This is a genomic window from Nocardia sp. NPDC057668 (assembly GCF_042799795.1).
GTDB lineage: Bacteria > Actinomycetota > Actinomycetes > Mycobacteriales > Mycobacteriaceae > Nocardia.
This window is the reverse complement of the sequence record NZ_JBHVIC010000003.1, coordinates 798,316-812,468: the sequence shown is the minus strand read 5'-3', so window position 1 is coordinate 812,468 and position 14,153 is coordinate 798,316. Positions and strand designations below refer to the sequence as shown.

At 68.1% G+C, this 14,153-nt stretch carries 8 protein-coding genes; all 8 read left to right on the top strand.

Features of this window, described 5'->3' with window-relative positions:
* The first annotated feature begins 19 nt into the window (after positions 1-19).
* The 8 genes from ACFVBH_RS22285 (at position 20) to ACFVBH_RS22250 (ending at position 13,894) form a co-directional block, all read left to right on the top strand.
* The gene (locus tag ACFVBH_RS22285) at positions 20-904 is read left to right on the top strand and encodes a winged helix-turn-helix transcriptional regulator (protein ID WP_379003989.1); all 885 of its coding nucleotides are present in this window, start codon (positions 20-22) and stop codon (positions 902-904) included.
* 85 nt (positions 905-989) lie between these two features.
* Positions 990-2,450, top strand: coding sequence for a carotenoid oxygenase family protein (locus tag ACFVBH_RS22280; protein ID WP_379003987.1), 1,461 nt, complete (start codon positions 990-992; stop codon positions 2,448-2,450).
* A gap of 14 nt (positions 2,451-2,464) precedes the next feature.
* Positions 2,465-3,703 (top strand): LLM class flavin-dependent oxidoreductase, encoded by a 1,239-nt coding sequence (locus ACFVBH_RS22275; protein ID WP_379003985.1) that lies wholly within the window; start codon positions 2,465-2,467, stop codon positions 3,701-3,703.
* Between the two features lie 101 nt (positions 3,704-3,804).
* A complete protein-coding gene (locus ACFVBH_RS22270; RefSeq protein ID WP_379003983.1) occupies positions 3,805-4,989 on the top strand; it encodes a thiolase family protein in 1,185 nt (394 codons plus the stop codon).
* Positions 4,990-5,128: 139 nt separating this feature from the next.
* A complete protein-coding gene (locus tag ACFVBH_RS22265; protein WP_379003981.1) occupies positions 5,129-6,880 on the top strand; it encodes a class I adenylate-forming enzyme family protein in 1,752 nt (583 codons plus the stop codon).
* A gap of 35 nt (positions 6,881-6,915) precedes the next feature.
* A complete protein-coding gene (locus tag ACFVBH_RS22260) occupies positions 6,916-8,133 on the top strand; it encodes an acetyl-CoA acetyltransferase (RefSeq protein WP_379004580.1) in 1,218 nt (405 codons plus the stop codon).
* Between the two features lie 196 nt (positions 8,134-8,329).
* Entirely contained in the window at positions 8,330-10,849 is a 2,520-nt protein-coding gene (locus ACFVBH_RS22255; RefSeq protein WP_379003979.1) for a cytochrome P450, read from the top strand.
* Between the two features lie 213 nt (positions 10,850-11,062).
* Positions 11,063-13,894 carry a heterodisulfide reductase-related iron-sulfur binding cluster gene (locus ACFVBH_RS22250; RefSeq protein ID WP_379003977.1) on the top strand — a complete coding sequence of 944 codons (2,832 nt, stop codon included), beginning with the start codon at positions 11,063-11,065 and terminating at the stop codon, positions 13,892-13,894.
* Positions 13,895-14,153: the final 259 nt, after the last annotated feature.

The window sequence follows — 14,153 nt, the reverse complement described above, 5'->3', positions numbered from 1 at the left end:
GCGCCCTACGGTGAGCGGCGTGACGAACTCCGTGGCCGCGACCTTCGATCTGCTCGGCGACCGCCTGACGCTGACCATCCTGCGGCTGGCCTTCGTCGAGCACGCCCGGCGGTTCTCGCAGTGGAGCGAGCGCACCGGCGCGCCGCCCGCGGTGCTGACCGCGCGGTTGACCGCGCTGGTCGACGCCGGGGTGCTCGCGCGCGAGGGTGCGGAGTACCGGCTCACCGGTCTGGGCCTGGCCGTCTGGGAGATCCTGGTCTGCGTCTGGTCCTGGCAGCGCGAGTGGACCGCGGAATGGGCCGTGCTGCCGGAGTTCGTGCACGCGGACTGCGGGCATCGAGGACCGCCGGTGCCGATGTGCCGGACCTGCGGGCGCACCGTGACCGCGCATGACACGGACGTGGCGTTGGACCGGGATGCGCTGTGGCACATCACGTCCGGGCGGCGACGGTCCGCGCGCGCGGTGGCGCCGGCCGGCGGCGACGCGGGCTTCGCGGAGATCATGGAGGCCATCGGGGATCGCTGGAGTGCCGCGGTGACCGGGCTCGCGCTGGCCGGGGTCCGGCGATTCTCGGAGTTCCGCGCGGCGCTGGACATGTCCCCGACCACGCTCACCGAACGGCTCACCCGCCTGGTCGAGGCCGGGATACTGCACCGGCCCGAGACCGCCGGACGGGAATACCGGTTGACGCCCCGGGGGCGGGCGCTGTTCGGCGTCTTCGCGTTCCTGCTGGCCTGGTCCGATCGAGCGCATCCGGGCGCGCCAGAACCCGGATTGCGCATCCACCACCGCGAATGCGGCGCTCCGCTGCTGCCCGCGCTGCGCTGCCGGGGGTGCGACGCGGTGCTGGGCCGCACCGAGGTGCGGTTCGAGCAGGCGTCGCGCGGCGCCGCGCGACCTTGACAGTCCGGCATGAGACGCGTATCACTTCATTAACTGTAGTGAACTTCGCCGGATCCTCGGGAACCGGCCACCGGAGGCGCAACCCATGCCGCTCAATGAAGAACTCATCGCTCCCGCCGCGGAGGCCCTGACCAATCCCTATCTGGAAGGGCCGTACGCGCCGCAGGCGGACGAGATCACCGCCGTCGGGCTCCCGGTGCTGGCCGGCGAACTGCCCGTGGATCTGGACGGGGTCTACGTGCGCAACGGGCCCAATCCGCAATTCGCGCCGATGGGCCGCTACCACTGGTTCGACGGTGACGGCATGTTGCACGCGGTGCATTTCGAGAACGGCCGGGCGACCTATCGCAATCGCTACATCCGCACGGCCGAATTCGAGGCCGAACGCGCGGCCGGAACGGCGTTGTGGCGCGGGGTGATCGAGCCGTGGGACGGCAATCCCGCCGGTGATCGCCGCGAACGCAATTCCGCCAACACCGATGTGCTGTACCACCACGGCAATCTGCTGGCGCTGTGGTACCGCGCCGGGCAGCCGTACGCGCTGGACCCGGTGAGCCTGGAGACCCGGGGCGTGGACACCTTCAACGGCACCCTGCGCGGCGAGGTTTCGGCGCACGCGAAGGTCGATGAGCGCACCGGCGAATTGCTGTTCTTCGACTACGGCATCAACGCGCCGTACCTGCGCTACGGCGTGGCCGACGCGGGCGGCACGGTCACCCATTTCACCGGGCTCGAGCTGCCCGGGTCGCGGCTGCCGCACGACATGGCCATCACCGAGAACTACTCGATCCTCATGGATCTGCCGCTCTACAACGACCCGCGGGCCGCCGCGGCCGGGCGCTTCAAGATCTTCTTCGACCGGAACCTGCCCAGCCGCTTCGCGGTGCTACCGCGATACGGAGATGGGGCGCAAGCGAAGTGGTTCGAGGCCGCGCCCGGCTACATCTATCACACGGTGAACTCGTGGGAAGAGGGCGAGGAGATCGTGCTGGTGGTCTGCCGGGTCACCGAGCCGAGCCCGGTCTCCGATCGCGCGCACCCGCTGGCGCAGCTGCTGGCCTACCTGCGGCCCGAGGCGAAGCTGTACCGGTACCGATTCAATCTGCGCACCGGAGCCACCACCGAGACCGCGCTGGACGACGTGAACACCGAGTTTCCGGCCATCGATCAGGGGCGCACCGGTCGGGCCGGTCGGTACTCGTATCAGATGCGGCTGTCGGTGGATCGCACCATGATCTTCGACGCGATCATCAAGTACGACATCGTCACCGGCGCAAAGGAAACCGCGCCCTTCGGCGACGGCTTCCTGGGCAGCGAACTGACCGTGGTCCCGCGTCCCGGCGGTGCCGCAGAGGACGACGCCTGGCTGACCATGTTCGCGCACAACAACCACACGGGCCTGTCCGAGGTCTGGATCTACGACGCCGCCGACCTCACCTCCGGCCCCGTGTGCCGCCTCGGCCTGCCCACTCGCGTACCACTGGGATTCCACGCCACCTGGGTCGCCGGTGATCGCATGCGCGCTGCCGCCCAACCGCTTTCGTGAACGAGGCCGCCCCCGTGACCCCCCGTCTGAGTGTGAGCCTGCCCCTGTGGCAGGACCGCGACCCCCTCGATGCCCTCGCCGTCGCCGCGGCCGCCGCGGACCTCGGCTACGACCGCCTCTGGATCGGCGAGATGGCGACCTTCGACGCCTTCGCCCTGGCCACCGCCGTCGGCCGCACTCCCGGCGATCTCCCCCTCTGCGTCGGCCCCCTGGCCGTGGCGATCCGCACCCCCGCGACGATCGCCATGGGCGCGGCCTCGGTGGCGGCCCTGACCGGCCGCCCCGTCGCCGTCGCCCTCGGCACCTCCAGCCCCGTGGTGGTCACCGACTGGCACGGCCGCGAAAGAACAAGTACGGCAGCTCATCTCGAAGACACGGCGCTGATCGTCCGAGACCTCCTGGCCGGCGCGAAGGTCGACTACAAGGGCCACTGCGAACGAATACGCGGCTTCCACCTCCGCCTCCCCGCACCGCGGCCGGTGGCCACGCCTGCCGAGGACGACTTCGCGGTGGGCGGCGCTCCGGGTGAGCACGCCGCCGGTGCGCTCATGGAACCCGTGGCGAGTGTGCGCGGCCCCGCCCGGCCGGGCAGTGTCGATGACCCGGCCCGGGCGGGTGGATCGGATCGGCTTCCGGCGGTGTCCATCTCGACGCGGTCGTCCGCCGGACCGACCGGCACGAGTTCCGCGGCCCCTCCGGATCCGAGCGATGCCGATGGCGGTCGAACGCTGCGGGGTGAGATCGCGGTGGCGGCCTTCGGGGCGCGGGCGTTGTCGGTGGGAGCGCGGGTCGCGGACCGGGTGGTGTTGAACCTGGTGACGCCGGCACAGGTTGCTCGATGTGTCTCGGCGGTGCGGGAGTTCGCGGCCGCCGCCGGTCGGCCCGCGCCCGCGATCGCGGTGTGGGTGACCGCCGGGGTGGATCCGACCCCGGAGATGCTCGCCACGCTGCGGCGCGGAGTGGTCGGGTATCTGCGGGCGCCGGGATATGCGGCCATGTTCACCGAGGCAGGCTTCGGAGACGTCGTGCGCCTGGCCCAGGGCGGAGCGCATCCGCGCGAAGTGCTGGCGGCGGTGCCGGACGAGCTGCCGGCGGCGATCGGGATGCTCGGGGACGCGGGCGCCGTGCGGGTTCGGCTGGCCGAGTATCGGGCGGCCGGGGCGGACGAAGTGGTGGTCGTCCCGGTGACCTCGGCCGAGGATCCGGCGGGTCGTCACACGCTGCGGACGGTCAGGGGGTTCGACCGTGACTGACGCGGATTGCCGACGGGAGTGGCGGTTGCGACCCAGCTCGTCGACCGGCGACGGAATAACCCGCGCACCACTGACTTCGGCAGCGATCGGCGGGTACGTCCATGGGTGAGGCCTACATCTTCGACGCCGTGCGAACACCGCGCGGCCGGGTGCGCAAGACCGGCGGCACGCTGGCCGGGGTGCCGTCGCACGCGCTGTTCGGGCAGCTGCTCTCGGCGCTGGAAGAGCGCTCCTGTCCCGCGAACGCGGTGCAGGACATCATCGCCGGGGTCAACACGGCGACGGGGGAGCAGGGCGGGAACGTCGCGCGTGCGGCGGCGCTGTGGGCCGGATGGCCGGATCATGTTCCGGGCGGGGTGGTGTCGCGGCTGTGCTGTTCGGGACTCGACGCCGTGCAGAGCGCTGCGGCGCGGATCGCGGCGGGGTACGCCGAGATCGTGATCGCGGGCGGCGTGGAATCCATGTCGCGGACGCCGATGCTCGCGGATCGGCCCGCGATCGCGGCGGACGAGGAGCTGGGGGAGCGGACCGGATTCGTCACCATCGGCGTCTCGGCGGATCTGACCGCCGCGCTGCACGGCATCTCCCGCGCGGAACTGGACGCGTTCGCCGTGCGATCGCATCGGAAAGCCGCTGCCGCACCAGTTTCCGACTCGGTGATCCCCGTACGCGTGGACGGCGTACCCGTACTCGCCGCCGACGAGGGTGCGCGGGCGGACGCAACGCTCGACGCTTTCGCCGCCCTGCCCACGCTGTTCGGTTCGGACGAGTCCTGGGCGCGAGTCGTTCGCCGACTGCCCGGCGCACCCCATCCCGTCGCGGGCCTGCACACCCTGGCCACCGCACCGCAGTTGGCCGACAGCGCGTCCGCGATCCTGCTCGGCGGCTCATCCGCCGCCGCCACCCTCGGCCGCGCCCCCGTGGCGCGAATAGCCGGGACCGCCCAGACCGCCGAACGCTCACCGCTGCTGAGCGCGACCGTGACCGCCGCCCGGCAGGCGCTGGACCGCGCCGGAATCACCGCCGCCGACCTCGACGTGATCGAGGTGAACGAATCCTTCGCCGTCACACCGCTGTTGCTCACCCGCGAACTGGACCTGGACCCCGACCGGGTCAACGTCGACGGCGGCGCGCTCGCCGTGGGCCATCCGCTCGGCGCGACCGGCGGCATCCTGATCGCCCAGGCGCTGGACGCCCTGCGCCGGTGCGAAGGTGAATTCGCGCTGGTGACCATCCCGGCCGCGCTCGGCCTGGGCTCGGCGATCGTGGTGCAGCGCACGGGGTGAACCGCGCCGCTCGACCGGCGCTCATCGATCGGCCCGAGCACGCGGCACCGCACCCGAGCCCGCCCACCGGCATCCGCGGCACGACAGCACCCGACCCGCCCACCTCCGACTCCAACCGCTCGACCCATCAGGGGATCTCATGGCTGAATCAACCGATTCCACACCACCTTCCGTCACCCGTCGCGCGGGCCGCACCCGCCACCCGGTGCACACCTGTCACCCCGAGGACACCGTGCGCGAGTACCTGGATCGCGGCTGGTGGGAGCCCGAGACCATCACCGACGTCTTCCGCCGCCGCGTCACCGCCGCGCCCTCCGCGCCCGCGATCACCGACCCCGCGAACCTGACCGCCCTGACCGGCGCCGCCCCGCGCACCCTCACCTGGGCCGAACTCGACGATCACGTGATCGACCTCGCCGCGGTGCTTTTCGCGCACGGCATCCGCCAGGGCGACACGGTGGCGGTCCTGCTGCCGAACACGATCGCGCTGACCGCCACCTACCTGGCGCTGTGGCGGCTGGGCGCGGTCGCGACACCCATGCCGGCCTCCTACCGCCGCCACGAGATCTCCGGAATCCTCACCGCCACCGCCACCGACGCCGACGCGCTCATCACCGTCGGGACACTCACCGACCGCGAACCGGCACACGAAGCACTGGCGATCGCGGGCCCGGATCGCACGGTCTTCGCTTTCGGGCCGGGAGTGCCGGACACCGCGATCGCACTCGGCGATCGGGTCGCCCCGGACGCGCGTGATCGCGTGCGCGACTACGAATCCGGCCTGAAGCCCACGGTCAACGACCGCATCACCATCTGCTGGACCAGCGGCACCGAGGCCGCCCCCAAGGGCATCCCGCGCTGCCACGGCGATTGGCTGGCGGTAGCGCGAGGGGTGCAGGACGGACTCGGCATCACCCCGGACTCGGTGGTGCTCAACCCCTTTCCCATGGTGAACATGGCGGGATTCGCCGCGGCCTTCCTGCCCTGGCTGCTCGCGGGCGGGCACCTGGTGCAGCATCATCCGCTGGACCTGCCGGTGTTCTTCGGGCAGATCGCCGCGCACCGCGTGACCCACACCAGCATGCCGCCCGCCCTGCTCACCATGCTGCTGCAGAACGAGGCCCTGCGCGCCCGGGCCGACCTGTCCTCGCTGCGGACCGTCGGATCCGGGGGCGCGCCCCTGCCGCCTCCGGTCGTGCGCGGCTGGCAGGAGCAGTTGAACATCAACGTGCTCAACTTCTTCGGCTCCAACGAGGGTGTCAGCCTGCTGGGCGCACCGGCCGACATCCCCGATCCGACGGTGCGCGCCCAGCATCTGCCGCACTACGCCGCGCCCGGCGTGCGCTGGTCCACCCGGCTGGCCGCCAGCACCGCCGTCAAACTCGTCGACGTCACCACCGGTGAACGAGTCACCGAGATCGGCGGGCGCGGCGAACTGCGCATGCGCGGACCGGCCGTTTTCGCCGGGTATCTACCGGGTACCGCGGACTCGGAGCCGTTCGACGACGAGGGCTACCTCCGCAGCGGGGACGTCTTCGAACTCTGCGGCGAGGACGGGCGCTACCTGCGTTTCGTGGATCGGGTGAAGGAGATCATCATTCGCGGCGGCATGAACATCGCGCCGGCCGAAATCGAGGGCCTGCTGGCCGATCACCCGGCCGTCGCCGACATCGCCATCGTCGGCTACCCGGACGCGGTGCTCGGCGAGAAGTGCTGCGCCTTCGTGGTTCCCAGACCGGACACCACCCCGACCCTGGAGAGCTTGGTCGAACACCTGCGCGCGCTCGAAGTCGCCTCGTTCAAATTGCCCGAGCGACTCGAAGTGGTCGAGACCCTGCCGCGCAATCCGGTCGGCAAACTGCTGCGCCGCGATCTGCGCGCGCAACTCTGAACCCGCACAACTTTTTTCGAGGAGCAATCGTGTCCGTGCACATTCTCGGCGGCGCCCAGACCGACTTCGCCGTCAACTGGCAGCGTGCCGGCCTGGGTTTCGACGCGCTCGTCAGCACCGTCATCGAACACACGCTGGACGACGCTCGCATCGGCCCCGCCGATATCGGAGTCATTCACGTGGGCAACGCTTTCGGTCAGCTGTTCACCGGCCAGGGCCAGCTGGGCGGCATGCCGGCCACCGTGTGGCCCGAATTCTGGGGCACGCCCGCCACCCGGCACGAAGCGGCCTGCGCTTCCGGGAGCATGGCCGTGCTGGCCGCCATGTCCGATCTGGAATCGGGTCGCTACGACTGCGCGCTGGTCTTGGGCGCGGAGCTGGAGAAGACCGTCCCCGGCGGGCAGGCCGCCCGATACATGGGCGCGGCGGCCTGGGCCGGGCACGAAGCGCAGGACACGGATCTGGTGTGGCCCAGCATGTTCGCCGCCATCGCCGACGAATACGACCGTCGCTACGGCCTGGATCCCGCCTACCTGCACGCGATCAGCGAGCTGAACATCGCCAACGCCCGATCGAACCCCGCCGCCCAGACTCGCGAGTGGTCGTACACCCCCGAGAGCTTCACCGCCGACGACACCGCCAATCCGCCGGTAGCGGGGATGCTCCGCCGCCAGGACTGCAGCCAGATGACCGACGGCGCGGCCGCGCTGATCCTGGTCTCGGATCGATTCCTGAACGAGCACAGCGATAGTCGAGCAATCGCGCACTCGGTCATCACCGGCTGGGGGCACCGCACCGTGGGCCTGCCCCTGGATCAGAAGCTGGCGGCCTCCGCCACCGAGCCCTACGTGTTCCCGCATGTCCGCCGAACCGTCCTGGACGCCCTCGCGCGGGCCGGTCTTCCCGACATCACCGCCGTCGACGCCTTCGAAGTCCACGACTGCTTCACCATGTCCGAATACGTCGCGATCGATCACCTCGGTATCACCGCTCCGGGCGAAAGCTGGAAGGCGATCGACTCCGCCGCCATCTCCCGCACCGGTGCGACGCCGGTCAACCCCGGCGGCGGTCTCATCGGCATCGGCCATCCCGTGGGAGCCACCGGCATTCGCATGCTGCTCGATGCGCACAAGCAGCTCATCGGGCAGGCCGGCGCCTGCCAGCTTCCCGGACCCGGCGCCATCGCGACCCTCAACATCGGTGGGAGTACCACCACGACGGCGAGTTTCATCGTCGCTACCGCAGCGGGGTAGCCGAGCGGTTTGCTGCTCGTCCGGGACGCCGCGAGCTGCCGCGAATTCAAACAGTCTCCGCTGCTTGGGATTCGAGCTCTCGGGCGAGCGCAAAAGCCTCCTACTAGGGGAAAGATCAACTCGCCCAACGCTTGTGTCATGTGTTGTGTACCGTCGGCTGAGCTAATTCTCTACCGTACGGAAGCATGGTTGCCGCATGATTCGCCAACGCCCCCTGTCTCCCTTCGAGATCAGGCATTTCGACCGTAACGCCAAGTGGGGCGCAGTGCCGAAAGCCGATGTGCCGCTATTCGCCAGCAGCACCGTGCGCGGCGATCTCGACCTCGCCGTCCTGGGCCGTGTACTCACCGAACTGGCATCGGGTCATGCTCTACTGCGTGCGGTCGTCGTCGGTGAGCTCGACGGCAATCCACGCTTCGAATTGCAGGAGAACTACGAACCCGGACTCGAAGTCGTCGCGGGCGGAGACGACGCCTACCGCGCGCTGATCAATTCTCCGCAGGACTGGGACGCGGGACTCTTCAAGGCGCGCGTGCTGCAGGACGGTGACCGCAGTCAAGTCGTGCTCATCACGCACCACGGCGTCTGCGACGGCCGGTCGATGTTCGCGCTGCTCGACGAGATGTGGCAGCGCTACACCGGGCACGTCACGGGTTCGCCACTGCCGCAACCGGAGCCGGATGTCGACCTGCTCGACGCCGTCGACGCGCAGCTCACCGGTGTCATCAGTGACGAGGAAGTCGATGGATTCCTCGCCCAATTGCGCACGATCGCGCAGATGACCGACGCGGGATCCGCACCCCGGCAACTGCCGGGCGACGGCGACGGCACCGGTGACCCGATCGGCCGGCTGGCGCTGCACCGCATCGAATTCGATCTCGAACAGACCGCAAGTCTCGTCGCAGCGGCACGCGCGCAAGGAATTTCGGTCAACAGCCTGCTCACCGGCGCGGCGCTGGCAGCCGTGCGCGCGTACATTCCCGAGGAGGCCGCAGTTCCGATGATCTGCGGGCACGCGGTCGACATGCGCTCGAGTCTGGAGCCGCCCGTCGCCGAAACCGCGGTTCTCAACTGCGTCGGCGGCGTCGCGACACCGGTCTTCGCCGGAATCGACACGCATCCGCTGGAACTGGCGAAAATGGTCGACGTCGGAATCCGCGGCGCGGTCGAAGCCCGCTTCCCGGCACTGTTCATGCGCGCGTCCAATCGCGTACTGGACCCCGAGGTCGCCGAGGTATTCGCGGCACTGCCGACGCTCGGCATGTCCAACATCGGGCGCGTGCCCGCCCGCTCCACGCCCGCGGGCCTCGACGTCGTTCGTGACGAAGTCTTCGCGATGGCACTGGGCATGCCGCCGAAGATGACCATGTTCACCATCGGCGACCGGCTCACGATCCAGGTCGAATACGACACCGCCGGGCACAGCCACGACCGCATGCTGCTGGTGACCGAGGCCATGCGCGAGCAGGTAGCTCGGGTGAGCGAGATCGAAGCGGCCGAGGACGATTCGGACCTGACCTTCTACCCGGGGCGGCGCGACGCGAAGTGTCCGTTCCAGCCCGCGTCATCCATCGCCGAACTCGCTGCGGCGGGGAGTGTTTCGACAGTCCGGACCTGGGAGCGCGGCAAGCACCCGCGACTCGTCACCGGACACGAGGACACGCGCCGGCTGCTGGTGCACCCGCAGGTCAAATCCGACAACCATCTGCCCAGCTATCCGCATATCAGCGAGGGCATGAAGACGGTAGCGGGCATGTCGCCCAAGACCATGTTCAACACCGATGGTCCCGAGCACGCCCGCTTCCGGCGCATGCTCGCCAAGCCGTTCACGCCCAAGCGGCTGGAGAGCCTGCACTCGGCGATCCAGAAGCACATCGACGAGTGCCTCGACGCGATGATCGAGAGCGGTTCGAGCGCGGATCTCGTTGCCGCGCTTGCACTGCCGGTACCGTCGCGAGTCATCTGCGAACTGCTCGGCGTCCCCTATGAAAACCACGCCTTCTTCGAGCGCGCCACCGAAGTGGGCTTCGACAGCCGAACTTCAGCGGCCGAGCAGCAGCAGATCACCATCGACATGCTGGCATTCCTGAACGAACTGCTGGAAACCAAGGCCGCGAATCCGGGTGAGGACATGTTGAGCGACATGGCCGAACTCATCCGGGACGGCAAGCTCGAATCGTGGGAAGCCGCACTCCAGGCCGTCGGCATGCTGGCCGCCGGGCACGAAACCACCGCCAACATGATCAGTCTGTCGGTAGTGGCACTGCTCGAGCGACCCGACCAGCTCGCGATCATACGCGACACCGACGATCCGAAGGTGCTGAACAGCGCCGTCGACGAGCTGATGCGCTTCATGAGCATCGTCGACACCGGGCTGCGCCGCGTCGCGGTCGAGGACATCGAAGTCGGCGACGACATCATCCGCGCGGGCGAGGGCATCGTCTTCGACCTGGCAGCCGCGAACTGGGATCCAGCCGCCTTCGAGAATCCCGAAGTCCTGGACGTGCAGCGTGAGAACCCGAATCCGCACGTCGCCTTCGGATACGGCCACCACCACTGCATCGGAATGCAGCTCGCCCGAACCGAACTCGGAATGGTGCTGCAGTCGGTATTCCGCCGTCTGCCGGAGTTGCGAGTGGTGACCCCGGTCGAGGAGATCGACTTCAAATTCGAGGACATGGTGTACGGGATCCGCTCACTGCCCGTCGAATGGTGACCTAGCCGGAGACCTCCCTCCGCGCATTCTCGGCAACCGTCAAGTATCCACTGTCGCAGTGGAACTGACGGTTGCCGACGTGTTTCCGGCCACTGCCCGAGGGGGCTTCCGCGCGCCGTGAATCGGTGATAACTTGGCGACAGATACGGAAGTTACTGACGGGTAACATAAGCTGTTGCCGGTTGGTTCTGCTCGGAACCGGGGGTTGGCATCGTGAGTTCGGCGACGATCACATTGGGGATCATCGGAGCGATCATCACCGCGCTGAGTTGGGCATCGCTCGCGATCGGGCTCACGCGCATGGTCCGAGTGCTGCGAGCGGGGCAGCCGGATCACTCGCGATGGCGGCCCATCGTGCCGCGACTGCGCACACTCGCCATCGAAGTCGTAGCGCATACGCGGATGAACAAATTCCGTTCGGTGGGGTGGGCGCACTGGCTGGTGATGGTCGGCTTCCTGCTCGGCATGGTTTTCTACTTCGAGTCGTACGGGCAGACTTTCGATCCGCGATTCCATTGGCCGCTGATCGGGGACAGTCGCTGGTATCACCTGCTCGCGGAGATTCTCGCGGTCACGACCATCGCCGGCATCTTCGCGCTGATCGTGATCCGGCAACGGAATCATCCGCGCCGGCCCGCGCGACTCTCGCGCTTCAGCGGCTCGAATTTCCTTGCGGCGTATGCGATCGAATCGATCGTCATCGTGCACGGAGTCAGTGATCTGCTGGTCAAGGGTGGCAAGATCGCAACCTACGGTGGCGGGCATGCCGCGAGTGATCTGTTCACCATGCAGATCGCGCGATTGCTGCCCGCGAGTCCGTTGCTGATATCGACAGCGGCATTCGTGAAAATGCTTGCCGGAGCGGCTTTCCTGTACCTGATCGGCCGCAAGCTCACCTGGGGTGTGGCGTGGCATCGACTGTCGGCATTCGTGAACATCTACTTCAAACGAGAAGCCGACGGCAGTGTCGCACTCGGAGCCGTCAAACCGATGATCTCGGGCGGCACAGTGCTGGAGATGGAGACGGCTGATCCCGATGTCGACGTCTTCGGCGTAGGCAGGGTGGAGGATTTCACCTGGAAGGGCCTGCTGGACTTCACCACCTGCACCGAGTGTGGTCGGTGCCAGAGCCAGTGCCCAGCGTGGAATACCGGAAAGCCGTTGTCGCCCAAGCTGCTGATCATGTCGCTCCGCGATCACACCTATGCGAAAGCGCCGTATCTGCTTGCCGGTGGGGATGCGAGCAAGCTTTCTGACGCGGATCGTGCGGAGGCGGAGCGTCCGCTGGTGGGGCATGAGGATGTGAACGGGATCATCGATCCCGAGGTGTTGTGGTCGTGCACGACGTGTGGTGCGTGTGTGGAGCAGTGCCCGGTCGATATCGAGCATGTCGATCACATCATCGATATGCGCCGGTATCAGGTGTTGATCGAGTCGGAGTTCCCGTCCGAGCTCGCCGGGTTGTTCAAGAACCTGGAGAACAAGGGCAATCCGTGGGGTCAGAACGCCAAGGACCGGTTGAACTGGATCAACGAGGTCGATTTCGAGATCCCGGTCTACGGCAAGGACGCCGACAGCTTCGACGGGTACGAGTACCTGTTCTGGGTGGGTTGCGCCGGTGCGTACGAGGACCGGGCGAAGAAGACCACCAAGGCCGTCGCCGAACTCCTGGCGACCGCGGGTGTGAAGTTCATGGTGCTGGGTCAGGAGGAGACCTGCACCGGTGATTCGGCGCGTCGTGCGGGTAACGAGTTCTTGTTCCAGCAGTTGGCGATGCAGAACATCGAGGTGTTGAACTCGTTGTTCGAGGGTGTGGAGCAGGCGAAGAAGAAGATCGTCGTCACGTGTGCGCATTGCTTCAACGCGTTGAACAACGAGTACCCGCAGGTGGGTGGCACCTACGAGGTGGTGCACCACACGCAGTTGCTGAACCGTCTGGTGCGGGCCAAGAAACTGATCCCGGTGTCCCCGGTGGCGCAGAACGTCACCTACCACGACCCGTGCTACCTGGGCCGGCACAACAAGATCTACGACGCACCCCGTGAACTCATGGAGGCTTCGGGCTCCAAGCTGCTGGAAATGCCGCGCCATGGTGAGCGGTCGATGTGCTGTGGCGCGGGTGGTGCTCGTATGTGGATGGAGGAGCAGCTCGGTAAGCGCATCAACGTCGACCGTGTCGATGAGGCATTGGATGCGTTGAACGGCGGTAACGAGCCGTCGATGATCGCGACCGGTTGCCCGTTCTGCCGCGTCATGCTCACCGACGGTGTCACCGCCCGTAAGGATGGTGGCGAGGTCGGTCAGGGTGTCGAGGTCGTCGACGTCGCGCAGTTGATGCTGCAGTCGATCGACCGGATCGACGCGGCCGCGATGACCGAGAACCTGAAGGTCATCCAGGTCCCCAAGGTCGAAGAGCCCGAACCGGTCGCCGAACCCGAGCCCGAGCCCGAGGTTGTGGTCGAGGCGGCTCCGGCCGAGGCCAAGGCCGCACCCGCCGGTGGCGGGCTGGGGATGAAGGGTGGCTTGAAGGCTCCCGGTGGCAAGGGTCTGGGCATGAAGGGTGGCCTGAAGGCTCCGGGTGCGAAGGCTCCCGCCGCCGAGACCGCGCCCGCGGCAACCGATTCGGCGGAGGCTCCGGCCGCGCCGACTCCGGCCAAGGGTGGCCTGGGCATGAAGGGCGGGCTCAAGGCTCCCGGTGGCAAGGGTCTTGCCATGAAGGGCCCGGCCAAGGCACCCGGTGCGAAGGCCGCGGCCCCCGCCGCCGAAACCGAGTCCGCGGCAACGGCTCCCGAGGCGGCGGCTCCGGCTGCCCCGGTCAAGGGTCTGGCCATGAAGGGTCCGGCGAAGGCCCCCGGTAAGGGTCTCGCGATGAAGGGCGCCGCCAAAGCTCCTGGCGCGAAGTCTGCGGCTTCCGCTGCCGATACCGAGCAGGCGGCAACGGTTCCCACGGCGTCGCCGGTTGCGGCCGCTCCGGCTAAGGGGCTGGCAATGAAGGGGATCGCGAAGAAGCCTGGATTGAAGCCTGCTGCTCCGGCCGACGCCTAGCTTGTGAGTCGAAATGTTGGAGGGGCTGACTGTTCGATGGCGGTCTCGGGGGCCAGGCCGCTTGGCGGAGTTTGGTTCTGGTGGATGTGTGGCCGGCCTGAGGGCTATCGGAGCGTTGGGCTGTCGGCAGTGTTGACGGGCGACTGGACTTCGAGGACCAGTGTCGGGACGTTGGGTGCGGCGGCGGATGCGTACCAGAACTACCGGGCTGATTGGGGGATCCAGCAGTGTGGATGCGTAGCCGACTCTGGGGGTGCCG

Coding starts and splice junctions, on each gene's coding strand:
- ACFVBH_RS22280 (WP_379003987.1), top strand. CDS start 990: ATGCCGCTCAATGAAGAACTCATCGCTCCCGCCGCGGAGGCCCTGACC.
- ACFVBH_RS22270 (WP_379003983.1), top strand. CDS start 3,805: ATGGGTGAGGCCTACATCTTCGACGCCGTGCGAACACCGCGCGGCCGG.
- ACFVBH_RS22265 (WP_379003981.1), top strand. CDS start 5,129: ATGGCTGAATCAACCGATTCCACACCACCTTCCGTCACCCGTCGCGCG.
- ACFVBH_RS22255 (WP_379003979.1), top strand. CDS start 8,330: ATGATTCGCCAACGCCCCCTGTCTCCCTTCGAGATCAGGCATTTCGAC.